At 71.1% G+C, this 25228-nt stretch carries 21 protein-coding genes; 15 read left to right on the forward strand and 6 right to left on the reverse strand.

The window, feature by feature from the left end:
• The first annotated feature begins 6 nt into the window (after positions 1 to 6).
• The 3 genes from xseA to OG432_RS11255 all read left to right on the forward strand — a co-directional run bounded on the left by xseA (position 7) and on the right by OG432_RS11255 (position 2426).
• Positions 7 to 1221: an exodeoxyribonuclease VII large subunit gene (xseA, locus tag OG432_RS11245; RefSeq protein WP_328310343.1), complete on the forward strand. Its 1215-nt coding sequence runs from the start codon at positions 7 to 9 to the stop codon at positions 1219 to 1221.
• A gap of 10 nt (positions 1222 to 1231) precedes the next feature.
• Positions 1232 to 1462: an exodeoxyribonuclease VII small subunit gene (locus OG432_RS11250; RefSeq protein WP_328310345.1), complete on the forward strand. Its 231-nt coding sequence runs from the start codon at positions 1232 to 1234 to the stop codon at positions 1460 to 1462.
• Between the two features lie 373 nt (positions 1463 to 1835).
• Complete coding sequence (locus tag OG432_RS11255) at positions 1836 to 2426, forward strand: malonic semialdehyde reductase (RefSeq protein ID WP_328310347.1); 591 nt, start codon at positions 1836 to 1838, stop codon at positions 2424 to 2426.
• Between the two features lie 116 nt (positions 2427 to 2542).
• Here the strand turns inward: OG432_RS11255 and OG432_RS11260 are convergent, their stop codons facing one another.
• Positions 2543 to 3085: a DUF4245 domain-containing protein gene (locus tag OG432_RS11260; protein WP_328310349.1), complete on the reverse strand. Its 543-nt coding sequence runs from the start codon at positions 3083 to 3085 to the stop codon at positions 2543 to 2545.
• A 126-nt stretch (positions 3086 to 3211) separates the two neighbouring features.
• Here OG432_RS11260 and glpX point away from each other — a divergent pair, with 126 nt between their 5' ends.
• A complete protein-coding gene (glpX, locus tag OG432_RS11265; protein WP_328310351.1) occupies positions 3212 to 4243 on the forward strand; it encodes a class II fructose-bisphosphatase in 1032 nt (343 codons plus the stop codon).
• A gap of 120 nt (positions 4244 to 4363) precedes the next feature.
• On the opposite strand, the gene OG432_RS11270 is transcribed toward glpX, so the two are convergent.
• Together OG432_RS11270 and OG432_RS11275 are read right to left on the reverse strand one after the other, a co-directional pair.
• Positions 4364 to 4717: a WhiB family transcriptional regulator gene (locus OG432_RS11270; RefSeq protein WP_328310353.1), complete on the reverse strand. Its 354-nt coding sequence runs from the start codon at positions 4715 to 4717 to the stop codon at positions 4364 to 4366.
• A 151-nt stretch (positions 4718 to 4868) separates the two neighbouring features.
• Positions 4869 to 5567, reverse strand: coding sequence for a DUF1707 SHOCT-like domain-containing protein (locus OG432_RS11275; RefSeq protein ID WP_443058367.1), 699 nt, complete (start codon positions 5565 to 5567; stop codon positions 4869 to 4871).
• A gap of 234 nt (positions 5568 to 5801) precedes the next feature.
• Here OG432_RS11275 and OG432_RS11280 point away from each other — a divergent pair, with 234 nt between their 5' ends.
• Both OG432_RS11280 and OG432_RS11285 read left to right on the forward strand, forming a co-directional pair.
• A complete protein-coding gene (locus tag OG432_RS11280) occupies positions 5802 to 7466 on the forward strand; it encodes a fumarate hydratase (RefSeq protein WP_328310355.1) in 1665 nt (554 codons plus the stop codon).
• A 159-nt stretch (positions 7467 to 7625) separates the two neighbouring features.
• On the forward strand, positions 7626 to 7940 hold the full coding sequence (locus OG432_RS11285; protein WP_328310357.1) for a hypothetical protein: 315 nt from the start codon (positions 7626 to 7628) through the stop codon (positions 7938 to 7940).
• Between the two features lie 22 nt (positions 7941 to 7962).
• On the opposite strand, the gene OG432_RS11290 is transcribed toward OG432_RS11285, so the two are convergent.
• Complete coding sequence (locus OG432_RS11290) at positions 7963 to 9486, reverse strand: ricin-type beta-trefoil lectin domain protein (protein WP_328310359.1); 1524 nt, start codon at positions 9484 to 9486, stop codon at positions 7963 to 7965.
• Between the two features lie 141 nt (positions 9487 to 9627).
• Between OG432_RS11290 and OG432_RS11295 the strand changes: the two genes are divergently transcribed.
• The 3 genes from OG432_RS11295 (at position 9628) to OG432_RS11305 (ending at position 14197) form a co-directional block, all read left to right on the forward strand.
• Positions 9628 to 11019: a class II fumarate hydratase gene (locus OG432_RS11295; RefSeq protein ID WP_328310361.1), complete on the forward strand. Its 1392-nt coding sequence runs from the start codon at positions 9628 to 9630 to the stop codon at positions 11017 to 11019.
• A gap of 56 nt (positions 11020 to 11075) precedes the next feature.
• Positions 11076 to 11753: a cytidylyl-2-hydroxypropylphosphonate hydrolase gene (fomD, locus tag OG432_RS11300; protein ID WP_328310363.1), complete on the forward strand. Its 678-nt coding sequence runs from the start codon at positions 11076 to 11078 to the stop codon at positions 11751 to 11753.
• Positions 11754 to 12052: 299 nt separating this feature from the next.
• Complete coding sequence (locus tag OG432_RS11305) at positions 12053 to 14197, forward strand: ATP-binding SpoIIE family protein phosphatase (protein WP_328310365.1); 2145 nt, start codon at positions 12053 to 12055, stop codon at positions 14195 to 14197.
• A 77-nt stretch (positions 14198 to 14274) separates the two neighbouring features.
• On the opposite strand, the gene OG432_RS11310 is transcribed toward OG432_RS11305, so the two are convergent.
• Entirely contained in the window at positions 14275 to 16566 is a 2292-nt protein-coding gene (locus OG432_RS11310; RefSeq protein ID WP_328310367.1) for a transglycosylase domain-containing protein, read from the reverse strand.
• 280 nt (positions 16567 to 16846) lie between these two features.
• Between OG432_RS11310 and OG432_RS11315 the strand changes: the two genes are divergently transcribed.
• Genes OG432_RS11315 through OG432_RS11330 form a run of 4 tightly spaced genes read left to right on the forward strand, consistent with a single transcriptional unit; the run spans position 16847 to position 22828 of the window.
• Positions 16847 to 19225 carry an ABC transporter permease gene (locus tag OG432_RS11315; protein WP_328310369.1) on the forward strand — a complete coding sequence of 793 codons (2379 nt, stop codon included), beginning with the start codon at positions 16847 to 16849 and terminating at the stop codon, positions 19223 to 19225.
• Positions 19226 to 19284: 59 nt separating this feature from the next.
• Positions 19285 to 19809, forward strand: a complete 525-nt coding sequence (locus OG432_RS11320; protein ID WP_328310371.1) for a PadR family transcriptional regulator — start codon at positions 19285 to 19287, stop codon at positions 19807 to 19809.
• Complete coding sequence (locus OG432_RS11325; RefSeq protein ID WP_328310373.1) at positions 19806 to 20498, forward strand: ABC transporter ATP-binding protein; 693 nt, start codon at positions 19806 to 19808, stop codon at positions 20496 to 20498. The genes OG432_RS11320 and OG432_RS11325 overlap by 4 nt, the downstream gene beginning before the upstream one ends.
• Positions 20495 to 22828: an FtsX-like permease family protein gene (locus OG432_RS11330; protein ID WP_328310375.1), complete on the forward strand. Its 2334-nt coding sequence runs from the start codon at positions 20495 to 20497 to the stop codon at positions 22826 to 22828. Before OG432_RS11325 ends, OG432_RS11330 begins: the two co-directional genes overlap by 4 nt.
• A gap of 127 nt (positions 22829 to 22955) precedes the next feature.
• Here OG432_RS11330 and OG432_RS11335 read toward each other — a convergent pair whose 3' ends face one another.
• Positions 22956 to 23894, reverse strand: a complete 939-nt coding sequence (locus OG432_RS11335; protein WP_328310377.1) for a LysR substrate-binding domain-containing protein — start codon at positions 23892 to 23894, stop codon at positions 22956 to 22958.
• 166 nt (positions 23895 to 24060) lie between these two features.
• On the opposite strand from OG432_RS11335, the gene OG432_RS11340 reads away from it, so the two are divergent.
• Both OG432_RS11340 and OG432_RS11345 read left to right on the forward strand, forming a co-directional pair.
• Entirely contained in the window at positions 24061 to 24615 is a 555-nt protein-coding gene (locus OG432_RS11340; RefSeq protein ID WP_328310379.1) for a peroxiredoxin, read from the forward strand.
• Positions 24616 to 24618: 3 nt separating this feature from the next.
• Complete coding sequence (locus OG432_RS11345; protein WP_161251190.1) at positions 24619 to 25152, forward strand: alkyl hydroperoxide reductase; 534 nt, start codon at positions 24619 to 24621, stop codon at positions 25150 to 25152.
• Positions 25153 to 25228: the final 76 nt, after the last annotated feature.

The raw sequence follows: 25228 nt of genomic DNA on the forward strand, positions 1-25228 counted from the left end.
GCGTACATGGCTCTGAATACGAGTGCGGACGCGCCGCTCCCGGTCGGCGAGGTGTCGCGCCTCATCGGGGGGTGGATCAACCGTCTCGGGGCGGTCTGGGTGGAGGGGCAGATCACCCAGCTCTCGCGGCGGCCCGGCGCGGGCGTGGTCTTCCTGACCCTGCGCGATCCCTCGCACGACATCTCGGTGGGCGTCACCTGCTACCGCCAGGTCTTCGACGCGGTCGCCGACGTGGTGTCCGAGGGTGCGCGCGTCGTCGTCCACGCGAAGCCCGAGTGGTACGCGCCGCGCGGCCAGCTCTCGCTGCGGGCGGTGGAGATAAAGCCGGTCGGCATCGGTGAACTGCTCGCCAGACTGGAGCAGTTGAAGCGGAGCCTGGCGGCGGAGGGGCTGTTCGCCCTGGACCGCAAGCGTCCGCTGCCCTTCCTGCCGCAGCTGGTCGGGCTCGTCGTGGGCCGCGCCTCCGCGGCCGAGCGCGACGTCCTGGAGAACGCGCGGCGGCGCTGGCCCGCGGTCCGTTTCGAGGTGCGCAACGTGGCGGTGCAGGGGGTGCACGCGGTGCCGCAGGTCGTCCGGGCGGTGCAGGAGCTCGACGAGCTGCCGGAGGTGGACGTGATCATCGTGGCGCGGGGCGGCGGCAGCGTGGAGGACCTGCTCCCGTTCTCGGACGAGGAGCTCGTGCGGGCGGTCGGCCGGTGTCGTACGCCGGTGGTGTCGGCGATCGGGCACGAGCCGGACGCCCCGCTCCTCGACCTGGTCGCGGACGTGCGGGCATCCACGCCGACGGACGCGGCGAAGAAGGTCGTACCGGACGTCGGCGAGGAGCTGGACCGGGTCCGGCTGCTGCGGGACCGCGCGCGGCGCCATGTCGTGGGCCTCGTCGACCGCGAGGAGCGGGGGCTTGCGGGGGTGCTCGGGAGGCCCTGGATGGAGCGGCCCCAGCGGATGGTGGACGACCGGGCGGACGAGGTGGACGCGCTGCTGCACCGCTCGCGCCGGGTGCTCGGCCACCTCCTGGACCGGGCCGACTCCGAGCTCTCGCACACCCACGCCCGGGTGGTGGGGCTCTCCCCCGCGGCGACGCTGGAGCGGGGGTACGCGGTGCTCCAGCGGGCGGGCGGCGAGGTGGTCCGCTCCTCCGGGGAGGTCGAGCCCGGGGAGGAGCTGCGGGCGCGGGTCGCCGAGGGCGAGCTGCATGTCACTGTCGTACCGCGGACATAGGGTGGAGCGCATGGCCAAGACGGACGAGGCGGCGTCGGGTGACGCGGCACTGGGGTACGAGCAGGCGCGGGACGAGCTGATCGAGGTCGTACGGCGCCTTGAGGCGGGGGGTACGACGCTGGAGGAGTCCCTTGCGCTCTGGGAGCGGGGGGAGGAGCTGGCCAAGGTGTGCCGGCGCTGGCTGGAGGGCGCCCGCGCCCGCCTCGACGCCGCCCTGACCGCCCCCTCCGACGAAGCCTGACCCCCTCAACCCCCTGGGGCTCCGCCCCAGACTCCGTAGCGCGTCGTAGGGCGCTCGTCCTCGATCTCCCCCAATGCCTCAAGGGCCCCGGGGGGACCCATGACGGGCTGAAGATGCCCATGCCGCCCGGCACCGAGTAGTTGCGGCGCGCGGGGAACTGCGCGGGAGGCGGGGCACGGTCCGCGGGCAAAAGGGGGTTTGGGGGCGCGGGGAACTGCGCGGGGAACTGCGCGAGCAGCCACGCACGGCCCGCATCCGAAGGCGCACCCCCTGTGACCCTGATCACCCACTGCCGCATTTAGTTGAAAGTTAACCTAAACCTGCCGTACCGTCGGAGACATCGGTTGATCAGTAGCCCGGAAGGTAATTCCAGATGTCTCTCGTTCTTGACCCCGCCGCGCAGGACCTCCTCTTCCGCGAGGCCCGCACCGCCAACACGTTCACCGACGAGCCGGTGACCGACGAGCAGGTCCAGGCGATCTACGACTTGGTCAAGTACGGCCCGACCGCCTTCAACCAGTCGCCCCTGCGCGTCACCCTGGTCCGCTCCCCCGAGGCCCGCGAGCGCCTGGTCAAGCACATGGCCGAGGGTAACCGCCCGAAGACCGCCGCGGCCCCGCTTGTCGCGATCCTCTCCGCCGACAACGAGTTCCACGAGGAACTGCCGACCCTCTTCCCCCACTTCCCCGCCGCCAAGGACGCCTTCTTCTCGGAGCGCCCGGTCCGCGAGGGTGCGGCCCTGTTCAACTCCGCGCTGCAGGCCGCGTACTTCATCGTCGGCGTCCGCGCCGCCGGCCTGGCCGCCGGCCCGATGACGGGTTACGACGCCGCCGGCGTCCAGAAGGAGTTCCTGGACGACGACCACACCCCGCTGATGGTCGTCAACATCGGCAAGCCCGGCGACGACGCGTGGTTCCCGCGCAGCCCGCGCCTCGCTTACGAGGACGTCGTGACCACGGTCTGAGCGACGCCTGAGCGGCGTCTGAGCGGCGACTGAGCCACGGACCGCTCACAGACGTACGGCGAGGGCCGCCGCACCCACCCGGTGCGGCGGCCCTCGCCGTATGTGTCCTGCCCGCGTCAGACCGTCGTCTTCTTCGACTCCAGCGCCCCCGCCATCACCACCAGCTGCTCGTACGGCGCCGTGCCCGTGACCACCGTGGTGGAGGCCTTGTCCTGGCGGACCAGCGCGTCGTACTTGGGGCCGTCCCAGAACGTCCAGGTCGCTCCGGCGATCTGCTGCGTCTTCTCGGTCCTCTTCGCCCTCTTGCTGACCTCGGTCACGAACTTCTCCGAGGGCGCGGTCGACTGCTCGACGGCGATGTACTGCTCCTCGGGGTCGAGGAAGCCCAGGTGCCAGGCGTTGTCCTTGGTTCCGTCGTACGAGACCGAGGTCGCCTTCCACTTGTCCTGGTCGGGCAGGCCGACCGGGGCCGCCACCGGATAGGGCGCGGCCCGGCGCACGGTCGTGAGCTCGACCGTGTAGTTGACCGCCTTGAGCGGGGGAGCGTCCGATTCGTCGTGCGGGATGAACACATAGATCACAGCCGCCGCGATGCCGATCACCGCCAGCGACTGCAGCATGTTCCGGACTGTCTGCTTGCTGCTGCGCGTTCCTGCCACGACCCTATGTTCTCAGGTCATGTCGGCGCTCATACGTGGGCCCCTCTGCTCAATTTGTCGACGTGCCGATAGAGTCCTAGCACCCTCTTACCTTGCGGCCGTCGCCGTACAGAAAGGTGCGCTCCGATGACCGAGCATCATCTGCCGTCCGAACTCGAGGTCTCCCCCGAGGCTCCCGACCGCAACCTGGCCCTTGAACTGGTCCGGGTCACCGAGGCCGCCGCCATGGCCGCCGGCCGCTGGGTCGGCCGCGGGGACAAGATCGGCGCGGACGGCGCCGCGGTCAACGCCATGCGGACCCTCGTCTCCACCGTCTCGATGAACGGCATCGTCGTCATCGGTGAGGGCGAGAAGGACGAGGCCCCCATGCTCTACAACGGGGAGCGCATCGGCGACGGCACCGGCGCGGAGGTCGACATCGCCGTCGACCCCATCGACGGCACCACCCTGAACGCCAAGGGCATGCCGAACGCGATCGCCGTGCTCGCCGCCGCCGACCGCGGCGCCATGTTCGACCCGTCCGCGGTGTTCTACATGGACAAGCTGGTCACCGGCCCCGAGGCCGCCGACTTCGTCGACATCAACGCCCCGGTATCGGTGAACATCCGCCGGGTCGCCAAGGCCAAGAACTCCTCGCCCGAGGACGTCACCGTGGTCATCCTGGACCGCCCCCGCCACGAGGGCATCGTCAAGGAGATCCGCGAGACCGGCGCGCGCATCAAGTTCATCTCGGACGGCGACGTCGCCGGTTCGATCATGGCCGTGCGCGAAGGCACCGGCGTCGACCTGCTCATGGGCATCGGCGGCACCCCCGAGGGCATCATCTCGGCGTGCGCGATCAAGTGCCTGGGCGGTGTGATCCAGGGCAAGCTGTGGCCCAAGGACGAGGCCGAGCGTCAGCGGGCGATCGACGCCGGGCACGACCTGGACCGTACGCTCTCCACGGACGACCTGGTCAGCGGCGACAACGTGTTCTTCGTGGCCACGGGCATCACCGACGGCGAGCTCCTGCGCGGGGTGCGCTACCGCGGGGAGACCGCTACCACCCAGTCGCTCGTCATGCGCTCCAAGTCGGGCACCATCCGCCAGATCGACTCCACGCACCGCCTGTCCAAGCTGCGCGCGTACAGCGCGATCGACTTCGACCGGGCCAAGTAGCCCCGGAAGCACGGCAGTTGAGCAGTTCGGCAGTTCAGTAGTTTGACAGTTCGACAGCTCGTACGTGAATGAAGGGGCGTCCCCGTTGTGCGGCGGGGGCACCCCTTCACTCACGCAGAGCTACGCGGCGGACGCGGACTTCTTCAGGTCGACCTCGCGCCGCCGGCGGCGGGCGATCACGACGCGGCGCTCGGCCGCCGTCAGGCCGCCCCAGACCCCGTACGGCTCGGGCATGAGCAGGGCGTGCTCGCGGCACTCCACCATGACCGGACAGCGGGCACAGACGCGCTTGGCCGCTTCCTCGCGGGAGAGCCGCGCGGCCGTCGGTTCCTTCGAGGGGGCGAAGAACAGGCCCGCCTCGTCCCGGCGGCAGACCGCCTCGGCGTGCCACGGACCCGCCTGGTCCTCCCTGGCTTGACCACGCTGCGGCGGAACGGCGGCGACCTGCAGGGGATGATGCGGCGGATGCAGCACGGTCTACTCCTGACGACGGCTTCGCGAGCGAGCGACGATGGCACAGTCCCTACCCGCTGTACGCGGGCCTATGCACTGAGTTCCGACAAGCGGAACTCCGCTCGGGCGCCCGATGGCCTGAACCCGCCGTCGCCTCAGGCCGGTTCCGCGGTCAGGATTCGAGCCGCTTGCGCAGCCGCTGATGCAGGTCGGCGATGAGCTTGCCCCGCTTCGGCTTGGCCTCGATGTTGCCGAAGACCGAATATCCATGGACGACGACGACCGGCGCCTCGGGATCGTCGGACTCCAGGGTGTGCACCTCGAAGTTGCCGAAAATTCCGGTGCCGCTGCCGCGCAGGCTCAGATTTTCCGGGACCCGCACCTCCACATTGCCGAAAATCGCGGTCGCGTTGATGACGGTCAGGCGCTGCTCGAAGAGCGCCTCGGTGAGGTCGATCTCCACGCTGCCGAAGAGGGAGAAGACGTTGGTGCGCCGGCCGACGCGCCAGCGACCCTTGCGGGTGGAGGCGGAGAACACGGCGACGAGGTTCTCGGCGTCGACCGGCGCGTCCGTCTCCGCCGTCTCGCGCGGGGCGGGGGCGGCCGCCGCGCGGGGGCGGGCGCCGCTCGCGGGCAAGTCCTTGACCAGCGGCTCCAGTTCGGCCACGGTCTTGGCGCGGTAGACCGCGTCGATCCGCTCGGAGTGCTCGGCCGCGTCCAGGCGCCCCTCGGCCAGCGCGTCGCGCAGGATGTCGGCGATCCGGTCCCGGTCGGCGTCGGAGGCCCGCAGCGCCGGGGGCTCGGCGTGCTGGGTGAGGTCGGCCTTCACGGGCTTGGCGGGCTCCGCCTTGGCGTGCTTTTCGAGGTCCACGGAGGCAGCGTACCCAAACGCGATAGATCGCGACTAGTCGCGGGAGGGTGCGAGCTCGGCCACCGAGCCGTCCCGGCCACGGACCCGCCCCGGCCAAGGGCCGGCCATCGGCCACGGGCCCGCCCCGCAACTGAGCCTTACCTCACAGGAACGGCGCCCACGGCGCGGCATACGCTGGAGGGCGCTGTGCCAATGGAGGTCCAGCAGCTGTCTGCCGAGTGAGGAATGGCCGCAATGCCAGAGTTTCAGTACTCCGATCTGCTCCCCCTGGGAGAGGACACCACGCCCTACCGCCTGGTGACCGCCGAGGGTGTCTCCACCTTCGAGGCCGACGGCCGTACGTTCCTCAAGGTCGAGCCGGAGGCGCTGCGCACACTGGCCGCCGAGGCGATCCACGACATCCAGCACTACCTCCGCCCGGCCCACCTCGCCCAGCTGCGCAAGATCATCGACGACCCGGAGGCCTCGGGCAACGACAAGTTCGTCGCGCTCGACCTCCTGAAGAACGCGAACATCGCCGCGGCGGGTGTCCTGCCGATGTGCCAGGACACCGGCACCGCGATCGTCATGGGCAAGCGCGGCCAGAACGTGCTGACCGAGGGCGGCGACGAGGCGGCCCTCTCGCGCGGTATCTACGACGCGTATCTGAACCTCAACCTGCGTTACTCGCAGATGGCCCCGCTGACCATGTGGGACGAGAAGAACACCGGCTCGAACCTGCCCGCGCAGATCGAGCTGTACGCGACCGACGGCGGCGCCTACAAGTTCCTCTTCATGGCCAAGGGCGGCGGCTCGGCCAACAAGTCGTTCCTCTACCAGGAGACGAAGGCCGTCCTGAACGAGGCCTCCATGATGAAGTTCCTGGAGGAGAAGATCCGCTCGCTCGGCACCGCCGCGTGCCCGCCGTACCACCTGGCGATCGTGGTGGGCGGCACGAGCGCCGAGTTCGCACTCAAGACCGCGAAGTACGCCTCCGCGCACTACCTGGACGAACTCCCCTCCGAGGGGTCGGAGTTGGGCCACGGCTTCCGGGACGAGGAGCTGGAGAAGAAGGTCTTCGAGCTGACGCAGAAGATCGGCATCGGCGCGCAGTTCGGCGGCAAGTACTTCTGCCACGACGTGCGCGTGGTGCGCCTGCCCCGGCACGGCGCCTCGCTGCCCGTCGCGATCGCCGTGTCCTGCTCGGCCGACCGCCAGGCCGTCGCGAAGATCACCGCCGAGGGCGTCTTCCTGGAGCAGCTGGAGACCGACCCGGCGCGCTTCCTGCCGGAGACCACCGACGAGCACCTGGACGACAGCGACGTCGTACGCATCGACCTCAACCAGCCGATGGACGCGATCCTGGCCGAGCTGACCAAGTACCCGGTCAAGACCCGCCTCTCGCTGACCGGCCCGCTGGTCGTGGCCCGCGACATCGCGCACGCCAAGATCAAGGAGCGGCTCGACGCGGGCGAGGAGATGCCGCAGTACCTGAAGGACCACCCGGTGTACTACGCGGGCCCGGCCAAGACGCCCGAGGGCTACGCGTCCGGTTCGTTCGGCCCGACCACGGCCGGCCGGATGGACTCCTACGTCGAGCAGTTCCAGGCGGCGGGCGGCTCCAAGGTGATGCTGGCCAAGGGCAACCGCAGCAAGCAGGTCACCGACGCGTGCGGCACGCACGGCGGGTTCTACCTCGGCTCGATCGGCGGCCCGGCCGCGCGGCTCGCGCAGGACTGCATCAAGAAGGTCGAGGTCGTCGAGTACGAGGAGCTCGGCATGGAAGCGGTGTGGAAGATCGAGGTCGAGGACTTCCCGGCGTTCGTCGTCGTCGACGACAAGGGCAACGACTTCTTCCAGGCGCCGGCCGAGCCGCCGACGTTCCTGAACATCCCCCTGCGGGGCGCCGCGCAGGCCTGATCCGACACCGGCCCGGTCCGGCACCGGCCCCCCGCAAACCGGTGGGCGAATAGGGTCCAAAGGCCCTAAGGGCCTGGTGAATTGGCCGCCTATCCTGGCATGTGTCCGCAATCGCACCGGCCGCCGCGATCGGCCGGTGCGGTTCAACCACCAGGAGGGGTGGCTCAGTTGGGGTGGTTCAGCGAGCCCGGCGGGTTACTCGCGGGGCTCGAACGGTCCTTGCTCCGGCGGCGCCGCGCGAAGGCCTCGCCGACGGCCGCCGCGATGATCGGCGCGGCCGGGCGCGTGGTCACCCCGATTCCCCGGGGCGGCTACGGCGAGGTCGTCTTCTGTGTCCACGGCCGGCCGCTCAAGTACGCGGCGCGGGCCCGCGTCCCGCTCGACTCCGGCGCGCGTGTGCGGGTGTCGGCGGCCCTGTCCCCCTCCGCCATCGAGGTGGCGCGCCTCGGCCCCGCCGCGGACGCGTGTCCGTGACGGGGCCGGGTTTCCGTGCCGGTCAGGCGAAGCGCTGGCTCGCGGTGCCGTCACAGGCGCGCAGGGTGAGCGGGTCCTTGGCGGCGCCCAGGGTGGCGCACAGACTGGTGGCCGCGGCCGGGCGCAGGGTGCCCGAGGCGCGCACCCACTCCTGGTTGGCCGAGCCCGAGCAGTTCCAGATGATCAGTTTGGCGCCGGCGGTGTAGTTCGCCCCCGGCACGTCCAGGCAGCGGTCCTGGGTGAGCTGGGTGTGGACGGACTTGCGGCCGGCGTCGTACCACCAGCCCTGATTGCGTCCGCCGTGGCAGTCCCAGCCGATGACGGCCGTGCCGTCGGCGCTGGTGGAGGCGGTGACGTCGAGGCAGCTGCCGGTCGCCTCGTTCTTCAGCGGCCGGTAGGCGTCGTCCCAGGCGAGCGGGTAGAGCGCCGGGGTGCCGGTGGAGGCGGGGTCCGCGCAACTTCCTTCCTGAACACCGGAGTTGTAGAGCTGGGTGAGGCAGGAGGCGAAGGCGCCGTGGCCCCGGTAGTTGGGGTGGAAGGACTGGCGGACCGAGTTCTCGTCCGGCAGTCCGGGCTTGGAGAGGTCGATGTAGAGGCCGCGTGCCCAGGTGTCCTCCATGCACACCTCGTGGCCGTTGAAGAGGCGCGAGTCGTCGAGGTAGGTCGCGCCGGTGGCCTCGGCGGCCTTGCGCATGCCGATCTCGAAGGCGGGCACCGCGGTGTTGCGGCCCCACACGGTGTCGGAGTCGTAGCCGAGCCCGCCGCAGACGAGCTTGCCGGGGAAGTCGGGGTTGTCGTGGAAGTCGGGGCCGATCGGGCTCGGGTAGCCCATCACGACGAGCTTGTACGAGCCGTCGGCGTACCCCGCGTCGCGCATCACGGTCTTGAGGTCGCTCACGGTCTGCTCGACCTTGGGCACGAGCGCGTCGACCCGGGCCTGCCAGCCGGGCTCGTACTTGGACTGGCACGGGCCCTGGAGCAGCAGGTAGCGCTCGACGCAGTCGGTCATGACCGGGCCGAACTGGAGGTCGTCGTTGGCGCCCGCGACCAGGAGCACCATCTTGATGCGGGTGTTGCGCGCCTTGATGGCGAGGCTGTCGCTCTGCACGAGTTCGTCGGCGTACTGCTTGGTGCCGCCGATCCTGATGTTGCCGGTGTACGCGCCGGAGCAGGCGACGTTGTACGTCTCGTCGGCCGGGATGCCGGTGCGGTGGATCGCGGAGTCGGGCGAGCGGTGGCACCAGTTGTCGGGGCCGTTGGTGCCCGCCTCGTAGGTGCCGACGCCCTCACCGGAGATCTCGCTGTCCCCCAGCGAGATCAGTCCGGTCCTGCGGTCCGCCATCGGCCGCTCGGCCGGGTCGCCGTACAGCTGGGTGGCCTCCGACGCCCGGATCTTCTCCAGGTCGGGCGGGAGCGGGGTGGACTGGACGGACGGTGCGGACGCGGCCTGCGCCGTGGCCGTCCCGGCCGCCATGCCGCCGAACGCCGCCGCGGCGGCCGCCACCGCCGCGAACGTACAGCGGAGTCTGTGCCTGGTGCGCCTCATTACGCCTCCCTGGTGGGCTCCGGGGGTACGGGGGTCGTCCCGCCGGAAGAATGCAGCCCACCGGTATTTACTGGCCGGTAAGGCGTGTTGGGAATAGGTAGAACAAGACAACTGCTCAACTTTTGCAGGAGGTTCCATCCCATGAACGACAGCGAGTACCGGACCGAGCACGATTCGATGGGCGAGGTGCGGGTCCCCGCGCACGCCAAGTGGCGGGCCCAGACCCAGCGGGCGGTGGAGAACTTCCCCGTCTCCGGGCAGCGCCTGGAACGCGCCCACATCGAGGCGCTGGCCCGTATCAAGGCGGCCGCCGCCAAGGTCAACGCCGAGCTCGGGGTGGTCGACAAGGACATCGCGGGCGCCGTCCAGGAGGCGGCCGGCGAGGTCGCGGAGGGCCGCTGGGACGAGCACTTTCCGGTCGATGTCTTCCAGACCGGATCCGGCACCTCGTCGAACATGAACATGAACGAGGTCGTGGCCACCCTGGCCACCGAGAAGCTGGGCCGCGACGTCCACCCCAACGACCACGTGAACGCCTCGCAGTCCTCCAACGACGTCTTCCCCTCCTCCATCCACATCGCCGCGACCGCCGCCGTCACGGGCGATCTGATCCCCGCGCTCGACCACCTTGCGACCGCCCTTGAACGCAAGTCGTCCGAGTTCGCGGACGTCGTCAAGTCGGGGCGTACGCATCTGATGGACGCCACCCCGGTCACCCTCGGCCAGGAGTTCGGCGGGTACGCGGCGCAGGTGCGCTACGGCGTCGAGCGGCTGCGCTCCGCCCTGCCCCGCCTGGCCGAACTCCCGCTCGGCGGCACCGCGGTGGGCACCGGCATCAACACCCCGCACGGCTTCTCGGCGGCCGTGATCGCCGAGGTCGCGCGCACCACCGGGCTTCCGCTCACCGAGGCCCGGGACCACTTCGAGGCGCAGGGCGCGCGCGACGGCCTGGTGGAGACCAGCGGGCAGCTGCGCACCATCGCGGTCTCGCTCACGAAGATCTCCAACGACCTGCGCTGGATGGCCTCGGGGCCGCGCACAGGATTGGCCGAGATCAGCCTTCCCGACCTCCAGCCGGGCTCGTCGATCATGCCCGGAAAGGTCAATCCGGTCATTCCGGAGGCCGTTCTCATGGTCGCGGCGCAGGTGATCGGCAACGACGCGACCGTGGCGACGGCGGGCGCGGCAGGCAACTTCGAGCTCAACGTGATGCTGCCGGTGATCGCCAAGAACCTCCTGGAATCGGTGCGGCTGCTCGCCAACGTCACACGGCTGCTGGCCGACCGCACCGTCGACGGCATCACCGCACATGTGGAAAGGGCCCGCGAATACGCCGAGTCCTCGCCGTCGGTGGTCACCCCGCTCAACAAGTACATCGGGTACGAGGAGGCCGCCAAGGTCGCCAAGAAGTCCCTCGCCGAGCGCAGGACGATCCGTGAGGTCGTCCTCGAATCGGGGTACGTCGAGCGCGGCGACCTGACGGTCGAGCAGCTCGACGAGGCGCTCGACGTGCTGCGGATGACCCGGCCCTGAGCATGTCGTGATCCACGTCGCAGCGGGGTCTTGACCTCACTCCGTAATATCTGCACATGGCAGGCACAGGAGGCGGCACCCCACACTGGGCGCCGGGGGACCAGATCCTCTGGCGCTATCGCGACCATGCCCCCGGCGGGAAGCGGCGGGTGCACATCTGCCGTCCGGTCACGGTCGTGCAGGACACCGACGAGCTGCTCGCGGTGTGGATGGCGCCCGGCACGCGGTGCGTGCGTCCGGTGCTCGCGGACGGCCGACCGCTGTACCAGGAACCGCTGGCCACCCGCTACACCGCGCCGCGCACCACGGAGCGTTCCCAGTGGTTCGGCACCGGCGTGCTGAAGCTGGCCCGCCCCGGCGAGCCCTGGTCGGTGTGGCTGTTCTGGGAGCGGGGCTGGCGTTTCAAGAACTGGTACGTGAACCTGGAGGAGCCCCGCGCGCGCTGGTCGGGGGGCATCGACTCCACGGACCACTTCCTCGACATCTCGGTCCACCCGGACCGCAGTTGGCGCTGGCTGGACGAGGACGAGTTCGCCCAGGCCCAGCGGGTGGGCCTGATCGACGACGAGCAGGCGCGGCGGGTCCGGGCGGCCGGGCACGCCGCGGTCGAGGTGATCGGGGCGTGGGGCCGGCCGTTCTCGGACGGCTGGGAGGCCTGGCGCCCGGATCCGCTGTGGCCCGTGCCCGCGCTCCCGGTGGACTGGGATCGCACTCCGGCGCACATGACGTCGTGAGACCCTTGATGCGCCCCCGGGGTTCAAACGTAGGATCGTCCTCCGCGGGGCCGTGCAGGGTCGACCCGCACCAATCGGCGGTACCGGTGCAAGAATTGACCGTATGTCACCACAGGGGGGTGGAGCATGCCCGGTGTCGCTGCCGCCCGGACGGGATCTGCCCCGCACCCCAAGGACCTGGGGGAGGGAGCCGCGCGTGAGGCGACCGCTTCGCGCGCCCCTGCCCCGCCGATGCCGCTTCCACTGCCGCCGCTCGCGGCAGGGCGGATGTCTCATCCCGGACGGACGGAACCCGACGCGTGACGGAGCCCCAGCCCACCTCGCACGAGAGCCGGCACAAGGAACGCGCCCGGCCCTCCGAGCAGACCCTTCCTCACGCTCTTGAGGAGCAGGGGAGGCCTCATGCAGACCCATCGGCCGCCGCGGCGGCGGGCGCCGACCCGCGCGCCGGGCACGGAGGCGCTCATGCCGCCGCGCCCGAGGGCCAGGACGCCGCGCGCGGCCCCGGCCGGCGCGGCCGGCTCAACGCCCGCGCGGGCGACCGGAGCGGCGGCGTGACCGCCTCCGTGCCGGGCCAGCCCGAGCGCGGCGGCCGGGACGCGGCGGCCGCATCGGCCGTGCCCGGGGTCGGCGCGCAAGGAGCCGGCGCGCCCGGCGTCGACGCATCCGGTGAAGGCCTCTCGGGCGGCGGGTCCGGCGCCGCGGTTTCCGCCGACGGCGCCGACGTGGCGCGGCGCGAGGGCGACCGGCTGCGATTCGTGGGGGCCGCGACCCGCCGCATCGCGCGCGGCATAGACCTCGACGAGATCGTGCTCGGCCTGTGCCGGGCCACCGTGCCGACGTTCTCCGACGCCATCCTGGTCCATCTGCGCGACCCGCTGCCGGTCGGCGACGAGCGCCCGGCGACCCCGTTCGTGCTGCGCCTTCGCCGCACCGACCGGCTGCGTTTAGTAGACGAGGCGCTGAGCGAGAGCGCGGAGGCCGAGGGCCTCACGGTGCTCGGCGGCGCAGGCCCCGACCTCACCCCCGCGTCCGAGCTGTGCGAGGTGCGCACCGGAGGCGAGCTCAACGAGGTCCTGCGCGGGGTGCGCCCGGTCTTCGCGGAGTCCCCCGCCGCCCGCGCGGCGCTGGCCGAGCTGCTCGGCCCCGACCGTACGGTGCCCGGCGGGCGTCGGGCGATACTCGCCCCGCTCCGCGGCCGTCGCCGGGTGATCGGCGCCGCCGTCTTCGTGCGCGGCCCCGAACGGCCCGCTTTCGAGGCCAACGACCTTCTGGTGGCAGCCCAGTTGGCCACCCACACCGCGCTCGGCATCGACAAGGCGGTGCTCTACGGACGCGAGGCGTACATCGCCGACGAGCTCCAGCGCACCATGCTGCCCGACAGTCTCCCCCAGCCCACCGGCGTGCGGCTCGCCTCGCGCTACCTCCCGGCGGCCGAGACGGCCCGGGTCGGCGGCGACTGGTACGACGCGATCCCGCTGCCCGGCAGCCGCGTCGCCCTCGTCGTCGGTGACGTCATGGGCCACTCGATGACGTCCGCCGCGATCATGGGACAACTGCGCACCACCGCCCAGACGCTGGCCGGCCTCGACCTGCCGCCCGCCGAGGTCCTGCACCACCTCGACGAGCAGGCCCAGCGGCTCGGCACCGACCGCATGGCGACCTGTCTGTACGCGGTGTACGACCCGGTCGCGCATCGCATCACCATCGCCAACGCCGGCCACCCGCCACCGGTCCTGCTGCACCTCGGCGGCCGCGCCGAGGTCCTGCGGGTGCCGCCGGGCGCTCCGATCGGGGTCGGCGGGGTCGACTTCGAGGCGGTCGAGCTGGACGCACCCGCGGGCGCCACTCTGCTCCTCTACACCGACGGCCTGGTCGAGTCGCGGCTGCGCGACGTGTGGACCGGCATCGAGCAGCTGCGCGAACGGCTCGCCGCCACCGCCCAGTTGACCGGCCCCGACCACTCTCCGCCGCTCGAAGCGCTCTGCGACGACGTGCTCGACATGCTCGGCCCCGGCGACCGCGACGACGACATCGCGCTGCTCGCCGCCCGCTTCGACGGGATCGCGCCGAGCGATGTGGCGTACTGGTTCCTCGACCCGGAGGAGACCGCGCCCGGCCGGGCCCGGCGCCTCGCCCGCAGGGCCCTCGAGCGCTGGGGTCTTGAGGAGCTGACCGACTCGGTGGAGCTCCTGGTGAGCGAGGTCGTCACCAACGCGGTGCGCTACGCCGAGCGGCCGGTCACGCTGCGGCTGCTCAAGACCGACGTCCTGCGCTGCGAGGTCGGCGACGACTCGCCGCAACTGCCGCGCCAGCGGCGGGCCCGCGAGACCGACGAGGGCGGCCGCGGCCTGTTCCTCGTCAACCGCCTCGCCCGCCGCTGGGGCGCGACCCGCCTCTCCGGCGGCAAGGTGGTCTGGTTCGAGCTGCCCACCCGCCCCTGAGGGGGCGTGGGCGGCCGCCCACGACGTACGGCGGCCCCCGCCCCGGGAAACCGGGGCGGGGGCCGCCGTACGTCGTGTCAGTTGGGGTTGGCCGGGTCGAACGGATCGTCCGGCAGACTCGGCCCGCCCGAATTCGTCGGCGTCGGCGACGTCGACTTCGTGGGACGGTGCGAACTCGTCCCGCTCGGCGTGCCGCTGGGCGACTTCGACGGGGTGCCGCTGGGCGACTTCGACACCGTGGCACTGGGCGACTTCGACACCGTGGCACTGGGCGATTTCGACACCGTGGCGCTCGGCGACTTCGACGGCGTGTAGGCGGGCTCCTTGGCCGCGCCCTGGTCGGTGTCCAGGTCGAACTTGTCGGCGCCGTTCTTGACCGCGTCGAAGGTGTACGCGGCCCATATGCGGGCCGGCACGGAACCACCGTTGACACGGCCGTCCTCGCCGGCGCCGTTGAGCATCGTGACCTGACCGCCCTTGGGAATGTGGACGTCCTTGCCGTCGACCTTCACGACGCGCGGGGTGGCTGCCTCGCCCCACATCCCGACCGAAGTGACCAGGTCCGGGGTGTAGCCGGTGAACCACGCCGACTTGTTGTCGTCGGAGGTACCGGTCTTGCCCGCGACCTGCTTGCCGTCACGGTTGTCGGCGTCGGCCACCGACAGTTTGGCCGTACCGTCGTCGACCACGCCGGTGAGCACCGAGGTGACGGCGTCGGCCGCGTCCCTGCTGATGACCTGGCTGCCGATCGGGTCGGGCTTGTCGTACTTGTGGTCCTTGTGCACGGCCGTCTTCACGATCGACGGCGTGACCTTCTTGCCGTGGTTGTCGAGCGTGGCGTACACGGCCGCCATCTGGAGCGGGCTCGCGCCGAGGGAGCCGAGGGTCATGGAGGGTACGGGGGCCTTGCCCTTGATGGACGTCATGCCCATCTCCACGGCGGTGTCGCGCACCTTGGACAGGTCGGCGTCGACGCCCATCTGCGCGAAGACGGAGTTGATCGACTTGTTCATCGCGACCTGGACGCTGACGGGGCCGTAGCTGACGTCGTCCTCGTTCGGCGGGGCGAAGGCGATCTTGCTGCCCTTGACCGGCCGCCTGTTCTTGCCGTCATAGACCGTGTTCGCCTTGATCGGCTGGCCGTCCTGTGTCTCGGCGCCCTGGTTGAGGGCGGCCGCGAGGATGACCGGCTTGAAGGTCGAGGCGGGCTGGTAGGTCTCGTTGGTGGCATTGCTGAGCTGGTGCTTGGGGTAGTCCTGGCCGCCGTAGAGGGCGACCACCGAGCCCGTCTTCGGGTCCACCGACGCCGCGCCGGCCTGGAGGTCGGCGTCGACCTTGCGCTTCTTCGGGTCGAGCTTGTCGGTGAGCTTCTCCTTGACCGCGCTCTCCAGGAGCTTCTGCTTGGCGGGGTCGATGTTGAGCGTGATCGTCCAGCCGCCGCGGGCCAGCAGGGCTCGGCTGAGGCCATTGTCGTCCAACTCGGCATTGGCGGCATCGATCAAGTAACCGGTCTGCCCCCCCATGCCCGGCGCGACCTTGGCGTCCATGGGCGGCTCGAACTGCGTGTTCTTGCGATCCTCCGGGGTCAGCCACTTCTTCTCGACCATGTTGTCGAGGGCCTTGTTCCAGCGGCCCTCCACCAGCTGCTTGCCCACCGGTCCCGCCGTCTGCCAGTCGTACTGGCTGGGGGCCTGGAGCAGCGCCGCGAGGTAGGTGCCCTCCGACAGCGTCAGCTTGGAGACGTCCTTGCCGTAGTACGCCTGCGCCGCGGCCTGGATGCCATAGGCGTTCCGGCCGTAGTAGCTGGTGTTCATGTACCCGGCGAGGATCTCGTCCTTGCTGTAGCGCTGGTCCACCTTGAGGGAGATCACGATCTCCTTCAGCTTGCGGCTGACCGTCTGCTCCTGCGTCAGGTAGTTGTTCTTGACGTACTGCTGGGTGATCGTCGAGCCGCCCTGGGCGCCCTTGCCCATCAGGGTCTTGAGGATGCCGCGGGTGGTGCCCTTGAAGTCGACGCCCTTGTCCTCGTAGAACGTCTTGTTCTCCAGGGCGACGAAGCTGTGCTGGATCGACGGCGGGACCTGGTCGAGGTCGACGTTCTCCCGGTTGACCGTGCCGGTGCGGGCGAGCACCTGGCCGTTGGAGAGCTTGTAGACGTTGCTCTCGAGGTGGGCGTCGGCGTTGTCCTTGGGGATCTGCACCATCAGGTAGATGGCGTAGAACGCGCCCATCGCGAGGAGGCAGAGTCCGAAGAAGGCGCCGAGCAGCTTCTTCCAGGTGAAGAACCGGCGTATGCCCTTCTTCTTCACCTTCTGTTTGCCCCGGCGCGCCCCGCCCTGCCGGGCGCGCCGCTCTTCCGCTCGGCCCATAACCTCAGTCGCTCGCCTTCATATGACTCAACCAGACTCACCGGACTCGCCAGATCAGCTCAGAAAACTAACACCGCACCTATGGACATAGCGGATCCGATCACGTCTTTTCCGTACGTGAGAATCAGCACCTGCCCCATGGGAACCGACGATCGAATCGTCCCAAGGGTTGCGAGAGTTCCGGACACCGCCCCTTTATGTCCCGTAATGACAGAGCTTCGCGGCGCTATGCACCCCGGGTATACACAGGAGGTATACCTCGTGCGTATAGTGCTGCCTCATGAAGCGACGCCTCCACGATCTGGGCCTCGGCATCCGGTTCGCCGTCGGCGGCGGCCGCGAGGGCTGGGTCCGCACCCTGCTGACCGCGGTCGGTGCCGGACTCGGTGTCGCCCTGCTCCTCGGCGCCGCCTCCGTGCCGCACCTGGGCGACGCGCGGGCGGACCGCATCCACGACCGGCAGCCCTACGCGGCCGACTCCGACCGGAACGCCGCACACCGCGGGGTCTCGCTCCTCTATGCCGTCGCCGACACCGAGTACCGCGACGACACCATCGGCGGGAAGGTGCTGCGCCCGGCCGACGCCGACCCGGTGCTGCCGCCCGGCCTCACCTCGATGCCCGCCGCCGGCACCATGGCCGTCTCCCCCGCCCTGCGCGATCTGCTGGCATCCCCCGAGGGTGAACTGCTGCGCCCGCGGCTCCCGTACAGGATCACCGCGACGATCGGGGACGCGGGCCTCGTCGAGCCCTCGGAGCTCTACTACTACGCGGGCGACGCGGCCCTTTCCACCGACGCCGGCGCCTTCTCGTCGGCGGGCTTCGGCGAGGTCGGCGAGACGCAGCCGCTCGATCCGATGCTGGTCGTGCTCGTCGTCCTGAGCTGTGTCGTCCTGCTGATGCCCGTCGCCCTCTTCATCGCGACGGCCGTACGGTTCGGCGGCGAGCGCCGCGACCGGCGGCTCGCGGCCCTGCGTCTGGTCGGCGCCGACGCCCGCACCACCCGCTGGATCGCCGGCGGCGAGGCGCTGACCGGAGCCGTGCTCGGCCTCGCCGTCGGCGCCCTGCTCTTCCTCGGCCTCGCCGAACTCATCGGCCCCCTCGGCCTGTGGAGCTTCGGCTTCTTCCCCGGCGACCTGAGGCCGCTGCCCTGGCTCGCGCTGCTGGTCGCCGTCGCGGTGCCGGCCCTCGCGGTCGGCGTGACCCTGGCCGCGATGCGTTCGGTGACCGTCGAGCCCCTCGGTGTCGTACGGGGCGGACGCACCCGGCGCCGCAGGCTGTGGTGGCGCCTCGCGATGCCCGGCCTCGGCGTGGTGCTGCTCCTGGTGTCCCAGAGCCCGGACGCGCGCACGGCGCCGGGGTCGGCGGCGTCTCCCGGCATCGTGGTCCGGCTGCTGGACGCGCTGGGCCCCGTGGTCATCGCCGCGGGCGCGACCCTGGTCCTCGTCGGTCTCATCACGCTGCTGCCCTGGCTGGTGGAGGCGGTGGTGGGTCTGCTGCGCGGCGGCGCGCCGTCCTGGCAACTGGCCGTGCGGCGGCTCCAGTTGAGAAGCGGCGCCGCCTCGCGTGCGGTCGGCGGGATCACCGTGGCGGTCGCCGGTTCGGTGGCGCTCCAGATGTTCTTCGTCGGCATCCACGACGACTTCAACGAGGTGACGGGCGCGGACGCGAGCCGCGCCCAGTACACGGTGCTCGTCGACCATCCCGACGCCGCGCTCGCCGCGCGCATGAGCGGGGCGTTCCGCGGGACGCCGGGCGTGAGCAAGGTGATCGGCTCCGTCGACAGTTATGTGACGCGGCCGGGACCGGTCGCTCCCGACGACATCCGGCCCACCACCCAGTTGACCCTCGGCGACTGCGCGACCCTGCGCGAGCTGGCCCGCATCGATGCGTGCGAGGACGGCGACACCTTCGTGGTGCACCCGTCCGATCCCGAGCGGGCGGCCTGGGTGGACCGCACGGCCCGGCCGGGTGAGCCCGTCAACACCGCGTCGGACGAGGACGGTGTCCCGCCGAAGCTGTGGACGCTGCCCGCCGCCACCCGCACCGTCGCGGGGCGCCCCGACCCCACCGGCCAGGTCCGGGAGGGCATCTTCGTCACACCCGGCGCGATGGACGTCTCGCTGCTCACCTCGGGGGCCCGCACCTCCGCGATGCTCACCGTCGACCAGCGGGTACCGGACGCCGCCGAGCACATCCGCAACACCGCGGCCGGCCTCTCCCCGCTGCTGCGCGTCGCGACCGTGCGCACCATCGAGCGCGACCGGCAGTACGCCGGGATCCAGACCGGGCTCCAGGCCGCGTCGCTCGCCACGCTCGGCCTGATCGCGGCCGGCATGCTCGTCTCGCAGGTGGAGCAACTGCGCGAGCGCAGACGCCTGCTCGCGGCCCTGGTCGCCTTCGGCACCCGGCGCTCCACGCTCGCCGGATCCGTCCTGTGGCAGACCGCGCTGCCGGTGCTCCTCGGGATGGTGCTCGCCGTGGCGGGCGGCACCGCGCTCGGAGCGCTCATGCTGCGGATCATCGGCAAGACGGTCACCGGCTGGTGGCTCTTCCTGCCGCTCGCCGGGGCCGGCGCCGCGGCGATCCTCGCGGTGACCCTGCTGAGCCTGCCGGTCCTGTGGCGCCAGATGCGCCCGGACGGCCTGCGCACCGAATGACTTTCCCCCAACCCCTTTGTTCATCGCGGCAGTTGACGTTGATAAGGAAGGAACATCCCATGTCCATCGGCCACACCCTCCTCGGGCTCCTCGAGTCGGGACCCCGTCATGGGTACGACCTGAAGCGCGCCTTCGACGAGAAGTTCGGGCACGACCGGCCCCTGCACTACGGGCAGGTCTACTCGACGATGTCCCGGCTCCTGAAGAACGGCCTCGTCGAGGTCGACGGAGTGGAGGCCGGCGGCGGTCCCGAGCGCAAGCGGTACGCCATCACCGAGGCCGGCGTCACCGACGTCGAGACGTGGATCAGGCAGCCCGAGAAGCCCGAGCCCTACCTCCAGTCGACCCTCTACACCAAGGTCGTCCTCGCGCTGCTGACCGGCCGCGACGCGGGCGACGTCCTGGACACCCAGCGCGCCGAGCACCTGCGCCTGATGCGCGTGCTCACCGACCGCAAGCGCCACGGCGACCTCACCGACCAACTGATCTGCGACCACGCCCTGTTCCACCTGGAAGCCGATCTGCGGTGGCTCGAACTGACCGCCGCCCGTCTCGTCCAGCTCGCCTCGGAGGTACGCCCATGACGCCCGCCGGCTCCCTGCTCGTCGCCCAGGACCTGCACAAGGTCTACGGCTCCACCCCGGCCCTCGACGGCGCGGCGTTCTCCATCCACCCCGGCGAGGTCGTCGCGGTGATGGGCCCGTCCGGCTCCGGCAAGTCGACGCTGCTGCACTGCCTCGCCGGGATCGTCACCCCGGACTCGGGCACGATCCACTACGACGGCCGCGAGCTGTCCGCGATGCCGGACGCCGAGCGCAGCGCGCTGCGCCGCACCGAGTTCGGCTTCGTCTTCCAATTCGGCCAGCTGGTTCCCGAGTTGACGTGTGTGGAGAACGTGGCGCTGCCGCTGCGTCTGACCGGCGTCAAGCGCAAGGAGGCCGAGCGCAGGTCCCTGGAGTGGATGGAGCGCCTGGAGGTCGCCGACCTCGGGAACAAGCGCCCCGGCGAGGTGTCCGGCGGTCAGGGCCAGCGGGTGGCCGTGGCCCGCTCGCTCGTGACCCGGCCCCGCGTCGTGTTCGCCGACGAGCCGACCGGCGCGCTCGACTCCCTCAACGGCGAGCGCGTGATGCAGCTGCTCACCGAGGCGGCCCGCTCCACCAACGCCGCGGTCGTCCTGGTCACCCACGAGGCGCGGGTCGCCGCCTACTCGGACCGCGAGATCGTCGTCCGCGACGGAAAGTCCCGCGACATGATGCTGGAGCACTCCGCATGAGCCTGCTGCGCGACCTCGCGTTCGGCGCCCGGTTCGCCCTGGCGGGAGGCCGCGAGGGCTGGACGCGCACCCTGCTCACGGCGGTCGGCGTGGGTCTCGGCGTCGCGCTGCTGCTCGGCACCACCGCTCTGCCCGGCGCCCTGAACGCCCGTACCGCGCGCGACGACGCCCGTAACGACTACGGGGCTTCGGTCAACAGCGGCCCCGCCGCCGACACGTTGCTGATCGGCCGCGTCGACACACAGTTCCAGGGCGCCGACGTACGGGGCCGGCTGGTCCAGCCGGAGGGCCCCCGGGCTCCGCTGCCGCCGGGCGTCTCGGCGCTTCCGGCACCCGGCGCCATGGCCGTCTCGCCGGCCCTGCGCGATCTGCTCGCCTCGTCCGAGGGCGCGCTGCTGCGCGAACGCCTCCCGTACACGATCACCTCGACGATCGCCGACAAGGGCCTGATGGGCCCGCACGAACTCGCCTACTACGCGGGCAGCGACCTGCTCGCGGCGCGCAAGGCGGTCGTGAGCGACCGCGCCGAGGTGCTGCGGGTCAAGGCGTTCGTCGACGCGGCGCCGCAGCAGAAGCTCGACCCGGTCCTCGCACTGCTCATCGTGATCATCTTCGTGGTGCTGCTCATGCCGGTCGGCGTGTTCATCGCGGCCGCCGTACGTTTCGGCGGCGACCGGCGCGACCGACGGCTCGCGGCGCTGCGCCTGGCGGGCGCCGACCGGCGGATGACGCGCTGGATGGCGGCCGGCGAGGCACTGGCGGGAGCCGTGGTCGGCGTCGTGGTCGGCGCCCTGTTCTTCGTGATCGGCCGCCAGTACGTGGGCGACATCTCGATCGCGGGGCTCAACGTCTTCCCCGCCGACCTCGATCCGAGCCCGCTGCTCGCGGTGGGCGTGGCCCTGGCGGTGCCCGCGTCGGCGGTCGCGGTGACCCTGTTCGCGATGCGCTCGGTGGTCGTGGAGCCCCTCGGCGTGGTGCGCACCTCGGTGCCGCGCAGGCGGCGCATGTGGTGGCGGTTGCTGCCGCCGCTGGCCGGGCTCGGCCTGCTCGTCCCGCTGATGGGCCACGGCCGCGACCGCGGGACCTTCAACCAGGTCCAGGTGATCGGCGGCACGGTCCTGCTGCTCATCGGCGTGACCGCGCTGCTCCCCTGGCTGGTGGAGGCGGTCGTACGCAGGCTCGGCGGCGGTTCCGTCGGCTGGCAACTGGCCGTCCGCAGGCTCCAGTTGACGTCCGGTTCGGCGGCCCGCATGGTGAACGGCATCGCGGTCGCGGTGGCCGGCGCGATCGCGCTGCAGATGCTGTTCGGTGCGGTCGAGGGCGACTACGTGAAGTCGAGCGGCGAGGACACCAGCCGCGCCCAGCTGTACATTCCGCTCGGCGACTCCACGCCCGGCCAGCTGGCCCGTGAGGTCGGTTCGCTGAAGAGCGTCGCCGGCGTGACGGGCGCGGCGGTCCTCGGCTCACTGGACGCCGGCGAGAAGGCCAAGGAGCCGCAGCACTACATTCCCGTCACCGTCGGCGGCTGCGACGATCTGCGTCAGGCCGCCACCCTGCCGTCCTGCAAGGACGGCGACACCTTCATCGCGACCGGCGGCGCATGGGCTCCCGAGTTCGCCACGCCCCCGGGCAGCACGATCTACCTCGACCCGGCCAACGGCGGCTCCGACACCAAGGGCGTGGCGGCCCGCTGGACCGTTCCCGCGGCCACCCGCGAGGCGGCGTCCCGCCCCGATCCCATGGGCCAGCGCCGCCCCGGCCTGTTGGTCACGCCGGGCGCGCTGCCGCAGGGGGTGAGCCTGCCGATCCACTCCACGGTGTTCGTCTCGACCGCTCCGGGCGACAACCTCGCCAAGGAGCGGGTGCTGAACCGGGCCGCCAAGGCCGACCCGCTCACCGCGGCGCGCTCCTTGAACGACGTCCAGACCTCGGCCCGGTTCGCCGGTATCCGCAAGGGCCTCTACATCGGGGCCGCGGCGGTCCTGATGCTGATCGGCGCGAGTCTGCTGGTGTCGATGCTGGAGCAGCTGCGCGAACGCAAGAAGCTGCTGTCCGCGCTGGTCGCCTTCGGCACCCGGCGCTCCACGCTGAGCCTGTCGGTCCTGTGGCAGACCGCGGTGCCGGTGGCACTGGGTCTGGCACTCGCGGCGGTGGTGGGTCTCGGGCTCGGCTCGGTGCTGCTGCGGATGGTGGGCCGCCCGGTGAGCGTGGACTGGGTCCCGGCGGTGTCGATGGTGGGCATCGGCGCGGGCGTGGTCCTGCTCGTCACGGCCCTGTCCCTGCCGCCACTGTGGCGGCTGATGCGGCCGGAGGGCCTGCGCACGGAATAGCCCGCACGAAGCGGGCCGAACCCCGAACTCCCCTGTGAACAGCGGGAGTTCGGGCAGCGAGCCCGCGCGGCCCACTCGGCCCGCTCCGGGCCGTTCCGGGCCGTTCCGGGCCCCCGGGCCCCCGGGCCTACGTCGACACCCGCACCGGAAGGTCGCGCAGCGCCCCGCGCAGGGCCGCCGCGAACTCCTCGAACTCGCCCTGGCGCGCGGCACCCGTCCGCATCGCCAGGGCGATCGTGCGCGAGGGCGCGGGCTCGGCGAAGTACCCGGTGACCAGGCGGTCGTTGCGGCCGGTCTCGATCTCGACGGCGGTACGGGGCAGCAGCGTCACGCCGAGTCCGCCCGCCACCAGCTGCACCAGGGTGGAAAGTCCCGCCGCGGTCGTCGTCACCGGCGCCCCGTCGGTGCGCCCGGCCTCCCGGCATATGTCGAGCGCCTGGTCGCGCAGGCAGTGCCCCTCGTCAAGGAGCAGCAGACGCAGCTCGCGCAGCGCCTCGCGCGGGATCCCGCTGCGACCGCCGAGCCAGTGGTCCTGCGGTGTGACGAGTACGAAGTCCTCGTCGAACAAGGGGAGTTCACTGACCCCGGGCACGCCGAGCGGCACGGCGAGCAGGAGCAGGTCGAGCCGCCCGGCGGCGAGCCCTTCCAGCAGTGAGGACGTCTGCTCCTCGTGGACCTGGAGGTCGAGCTCCGGGTAGCGCTCGTGGACGAGGCGCAGCACGGCGGGCAGCAGATAGGGCGCGACGGTCGGGATCACGCCGAGCCTGAGCACTCCGGTGAACGGGGCCCGTACCGCCTCGGCCTCCTCCATCAGCCCGCCGACCGCGTCGAGCACCGCCTTGGCTCGCACCGCGAGCCGCTCGCCCGCCGCGGAGAGCAGCACTTTGCGGGTCGTGCGCTCCAGGAGCTGGACCCCGAGCGCCTCCTCCAGGGCCGAGACCGCGCCGGACAGGGCGGGCTGGCTCATTCCGATCGCGGCGGCCGCGTCGCGGAAGTGCAGGTGCTCCGCGACGGCGGCGAACGCCCGCAGCTGGGCGAGGCTGGGCTGCTTGGCCCGGGTGTTCATGCCCCTATTACTCATGGCCACTGATAGGCACCTCCGATCACGGTGACCCAGTCTAGCTATTTCCCTGATCAATAACGCCTGTGCCAGGATCGGCAATCCGTCCAACCCCGCAGGAAGCTTCCCGAATCCGCTCGATTCGGACTTCCTCGTTCTGCAAGGAGAGCGCGTGCTCACTGTTGGTGACCAGTTCCCCACGTACGACCTGACTGCCTGTGTGTCGCTGGAGAGCGGCAACGAGTTCCAGCAGATCGACCACAAGACCTACGAGGGCAAGTGGCGTGTGGTCTTCGCGTGGCCCAAGGACTTCACCTTCGTCTGCCCGACCGAGATCGCCGCCTTCGGCAAGCTGAACGACGAGTTCGCCGACCGTGACGCCCAGATCCTCGGCTTCTCCGGTGACTCCGAGTTCGTGCACCACGCCTGGCGCAAGGACCACCCGGACCTCACCGACCTGCCGTTCCCGATGCTGGCCGACTCCAAGCACGAGCTCATGCGCGACCTCGGCATCGAGGGCGAGGACGGCTTCGCGCAGCGCGCCGTCTTCATCGTCGACCCGAACAACGAGATCCAGTTCACGATGGTGACCGCCGGTTCCGTGGGCCGTAACCCCAAGGAGGTCCTGCGGGTCCTCGACGCCCTGCAGACCGACGAGCTGTGCCCGTGCAACTGGACCAAGGGCGAGACCACCCTCGACCCGGTCGCCCTCCTGGCCGGTGAGTGACCCATGTCCCTCGACGCGCTGAAGTCCGCCGTACCGGACTACGCCAAGGACCTGAAGCTGAACCTCGGCTCGGTCATCGGCAACTCCGAGCTTCCGGCCCAGCAGCTGTGGGGCACGGTGCTCGCCACCGCCATCGCCTCGCGCAGCCCGATCGTGCTGCGTGAGCTGGAGCCGGAGGCCAAGGCCAACCTGTCGCCCGAGGCGTACACGGCGGCCAAGGCGGCCGCCGCCGTCATGGCGATGAACAACGTCTTCTACCGCACCCGCCACCTGCTCTCCGACCCGGAGTACGGCACGCTGCGGGCCGGTCTGCGGATGAACGTCATCGGCAACCCGGGCGTGGAGAAGGTCGACTTCGAGCTGTGGTCGCTCGCCGTCTCCGCGGTGAACGGCTGCGGCCAGTGCCTCGACTCGCACGAGCAGGTGCTGCGCAAGGCCGGTGTCGACCGCGAGACGATCCAGGAAGCCTTCAAGATCGCCGCGGTGGTCCAGGCCGTGGGCGTCACCCTCGACTCCGAGGCCGCGCTGGCCCAGTAGGCCGCGCACCGAGTAACACGAAGCAACGAGAAGGGTCCCGCCGGTGGTTCACCGGCGGGGCCCTTCCGCATGCCCG

This window comes from Streptomyces sp. NBC_00442 (genome assembly GCF_036014195.1).
Taxonomy (GTDB): Bacteria; Actinomycetota; Actinomycetes; order Streptomycetales; family Streptomycetaceae; genus Streptomyces.

Coding starts and splice junctions, on each gene's coding strand:
- fomD (WP_328310363.1), top strand. CDS start 11,076: ATGGCAGGCACAGGAGGCGGCACCCCACACTGGGCGCCGGGGGACCAG.
- OG432_RS11320 (WP_328310371.1), top strand. CDS start 19,285: ATGTCCATCGGCCACACCCTCCTCGGGCTCCTCGAGTCGGGACCCCGT.
- OG432_RS11290 (WP_328310359.1), bottom strand. CDS start 9,486: ATGAGGCGCACCAGGCACAGACTCCGCTGTACGTTCGCGGCGGTGGCG.
- OG432_RS11255 (WP_328310347.1), top strand. CDS start 1,836: ATGTCTCTCGTTCTTGACCCCGCCGCGCAGGACCTCCTCTTCCGCGAG.
- OG432_RS11310 (WP_328310367.1), bottom strand. CDS start 16,566: ATGGGCCGAGCGGAAGAGCGGCGCGCCCGGCAGGGCGGGGCGCGCCGG.
- OG432_RS11345 (WP_161251190.1), top strand. CDS start 24,619: ATGTCCCTCGACGCGCTGAAGTCCGCCGTACCGGACTACGCCAAGGAC.
- xseA (WP_328310343.1), top strand. CDS start 7: ATGGCTCTGAATACGAGTGCGGACGCGCCGCTCCCGGTCGGCGAGGTG.
- glpX (WP_328310351.1), top strand. CDS start 3,212: ATGACCGAGCATCATCTGCCGTCCGAACTCGAGGTCTCCCCCGAGGCT.
- OG432_RS11325 (WP_328310373.1), top strand. CDS start 19,806: ATGACGCCCGCCGGCTCCCTGCTCGTCGCCCAGGACCTGCACAAGGTC.
- OG432_RS11330 (WP_328310375.1), top strand. CDS start 20,495: ATGAGCCTGCTGCGCGACCTCGCGTTCGGCGCCCGGTTCGCCCTGGCG.
- OG432_RS11335 (WP_328310377.1), bottom strand. CDS start 23,894: ATGAACACCCGGGCCAAGCAGCCCAGCCTCGCCCAGCTGCGGGCGTTC.
- OG432_RS11295 (WP_328310361.1), top strand. CDS start 9,628: ATGAACGACAGCGAGTACCGGACCGAGCACGATTCGATGGGCGAGGTG.
- OG432_RS11315 (WP_328310369.1), top strand. CDS start 16,847: ATGAAGCGACGCCTCCACGATCTGGGCCTCGGCATCCGGTTCGCCGTC.
- OG432_RS11280 (WP_328310355.1), top strand. CDS start 5,802: ATGCCAGAGTTTCAGTACTCCGATCTGCTCCCCCTGGGAGAGGACACC.
- OG432_RS11250 (WP_328310345.1), top strand. CDS start 1,232: ATGGCCAAGACGGACGAGGCGGCGTCGGGTGACGCGGCACTGGGGTAC.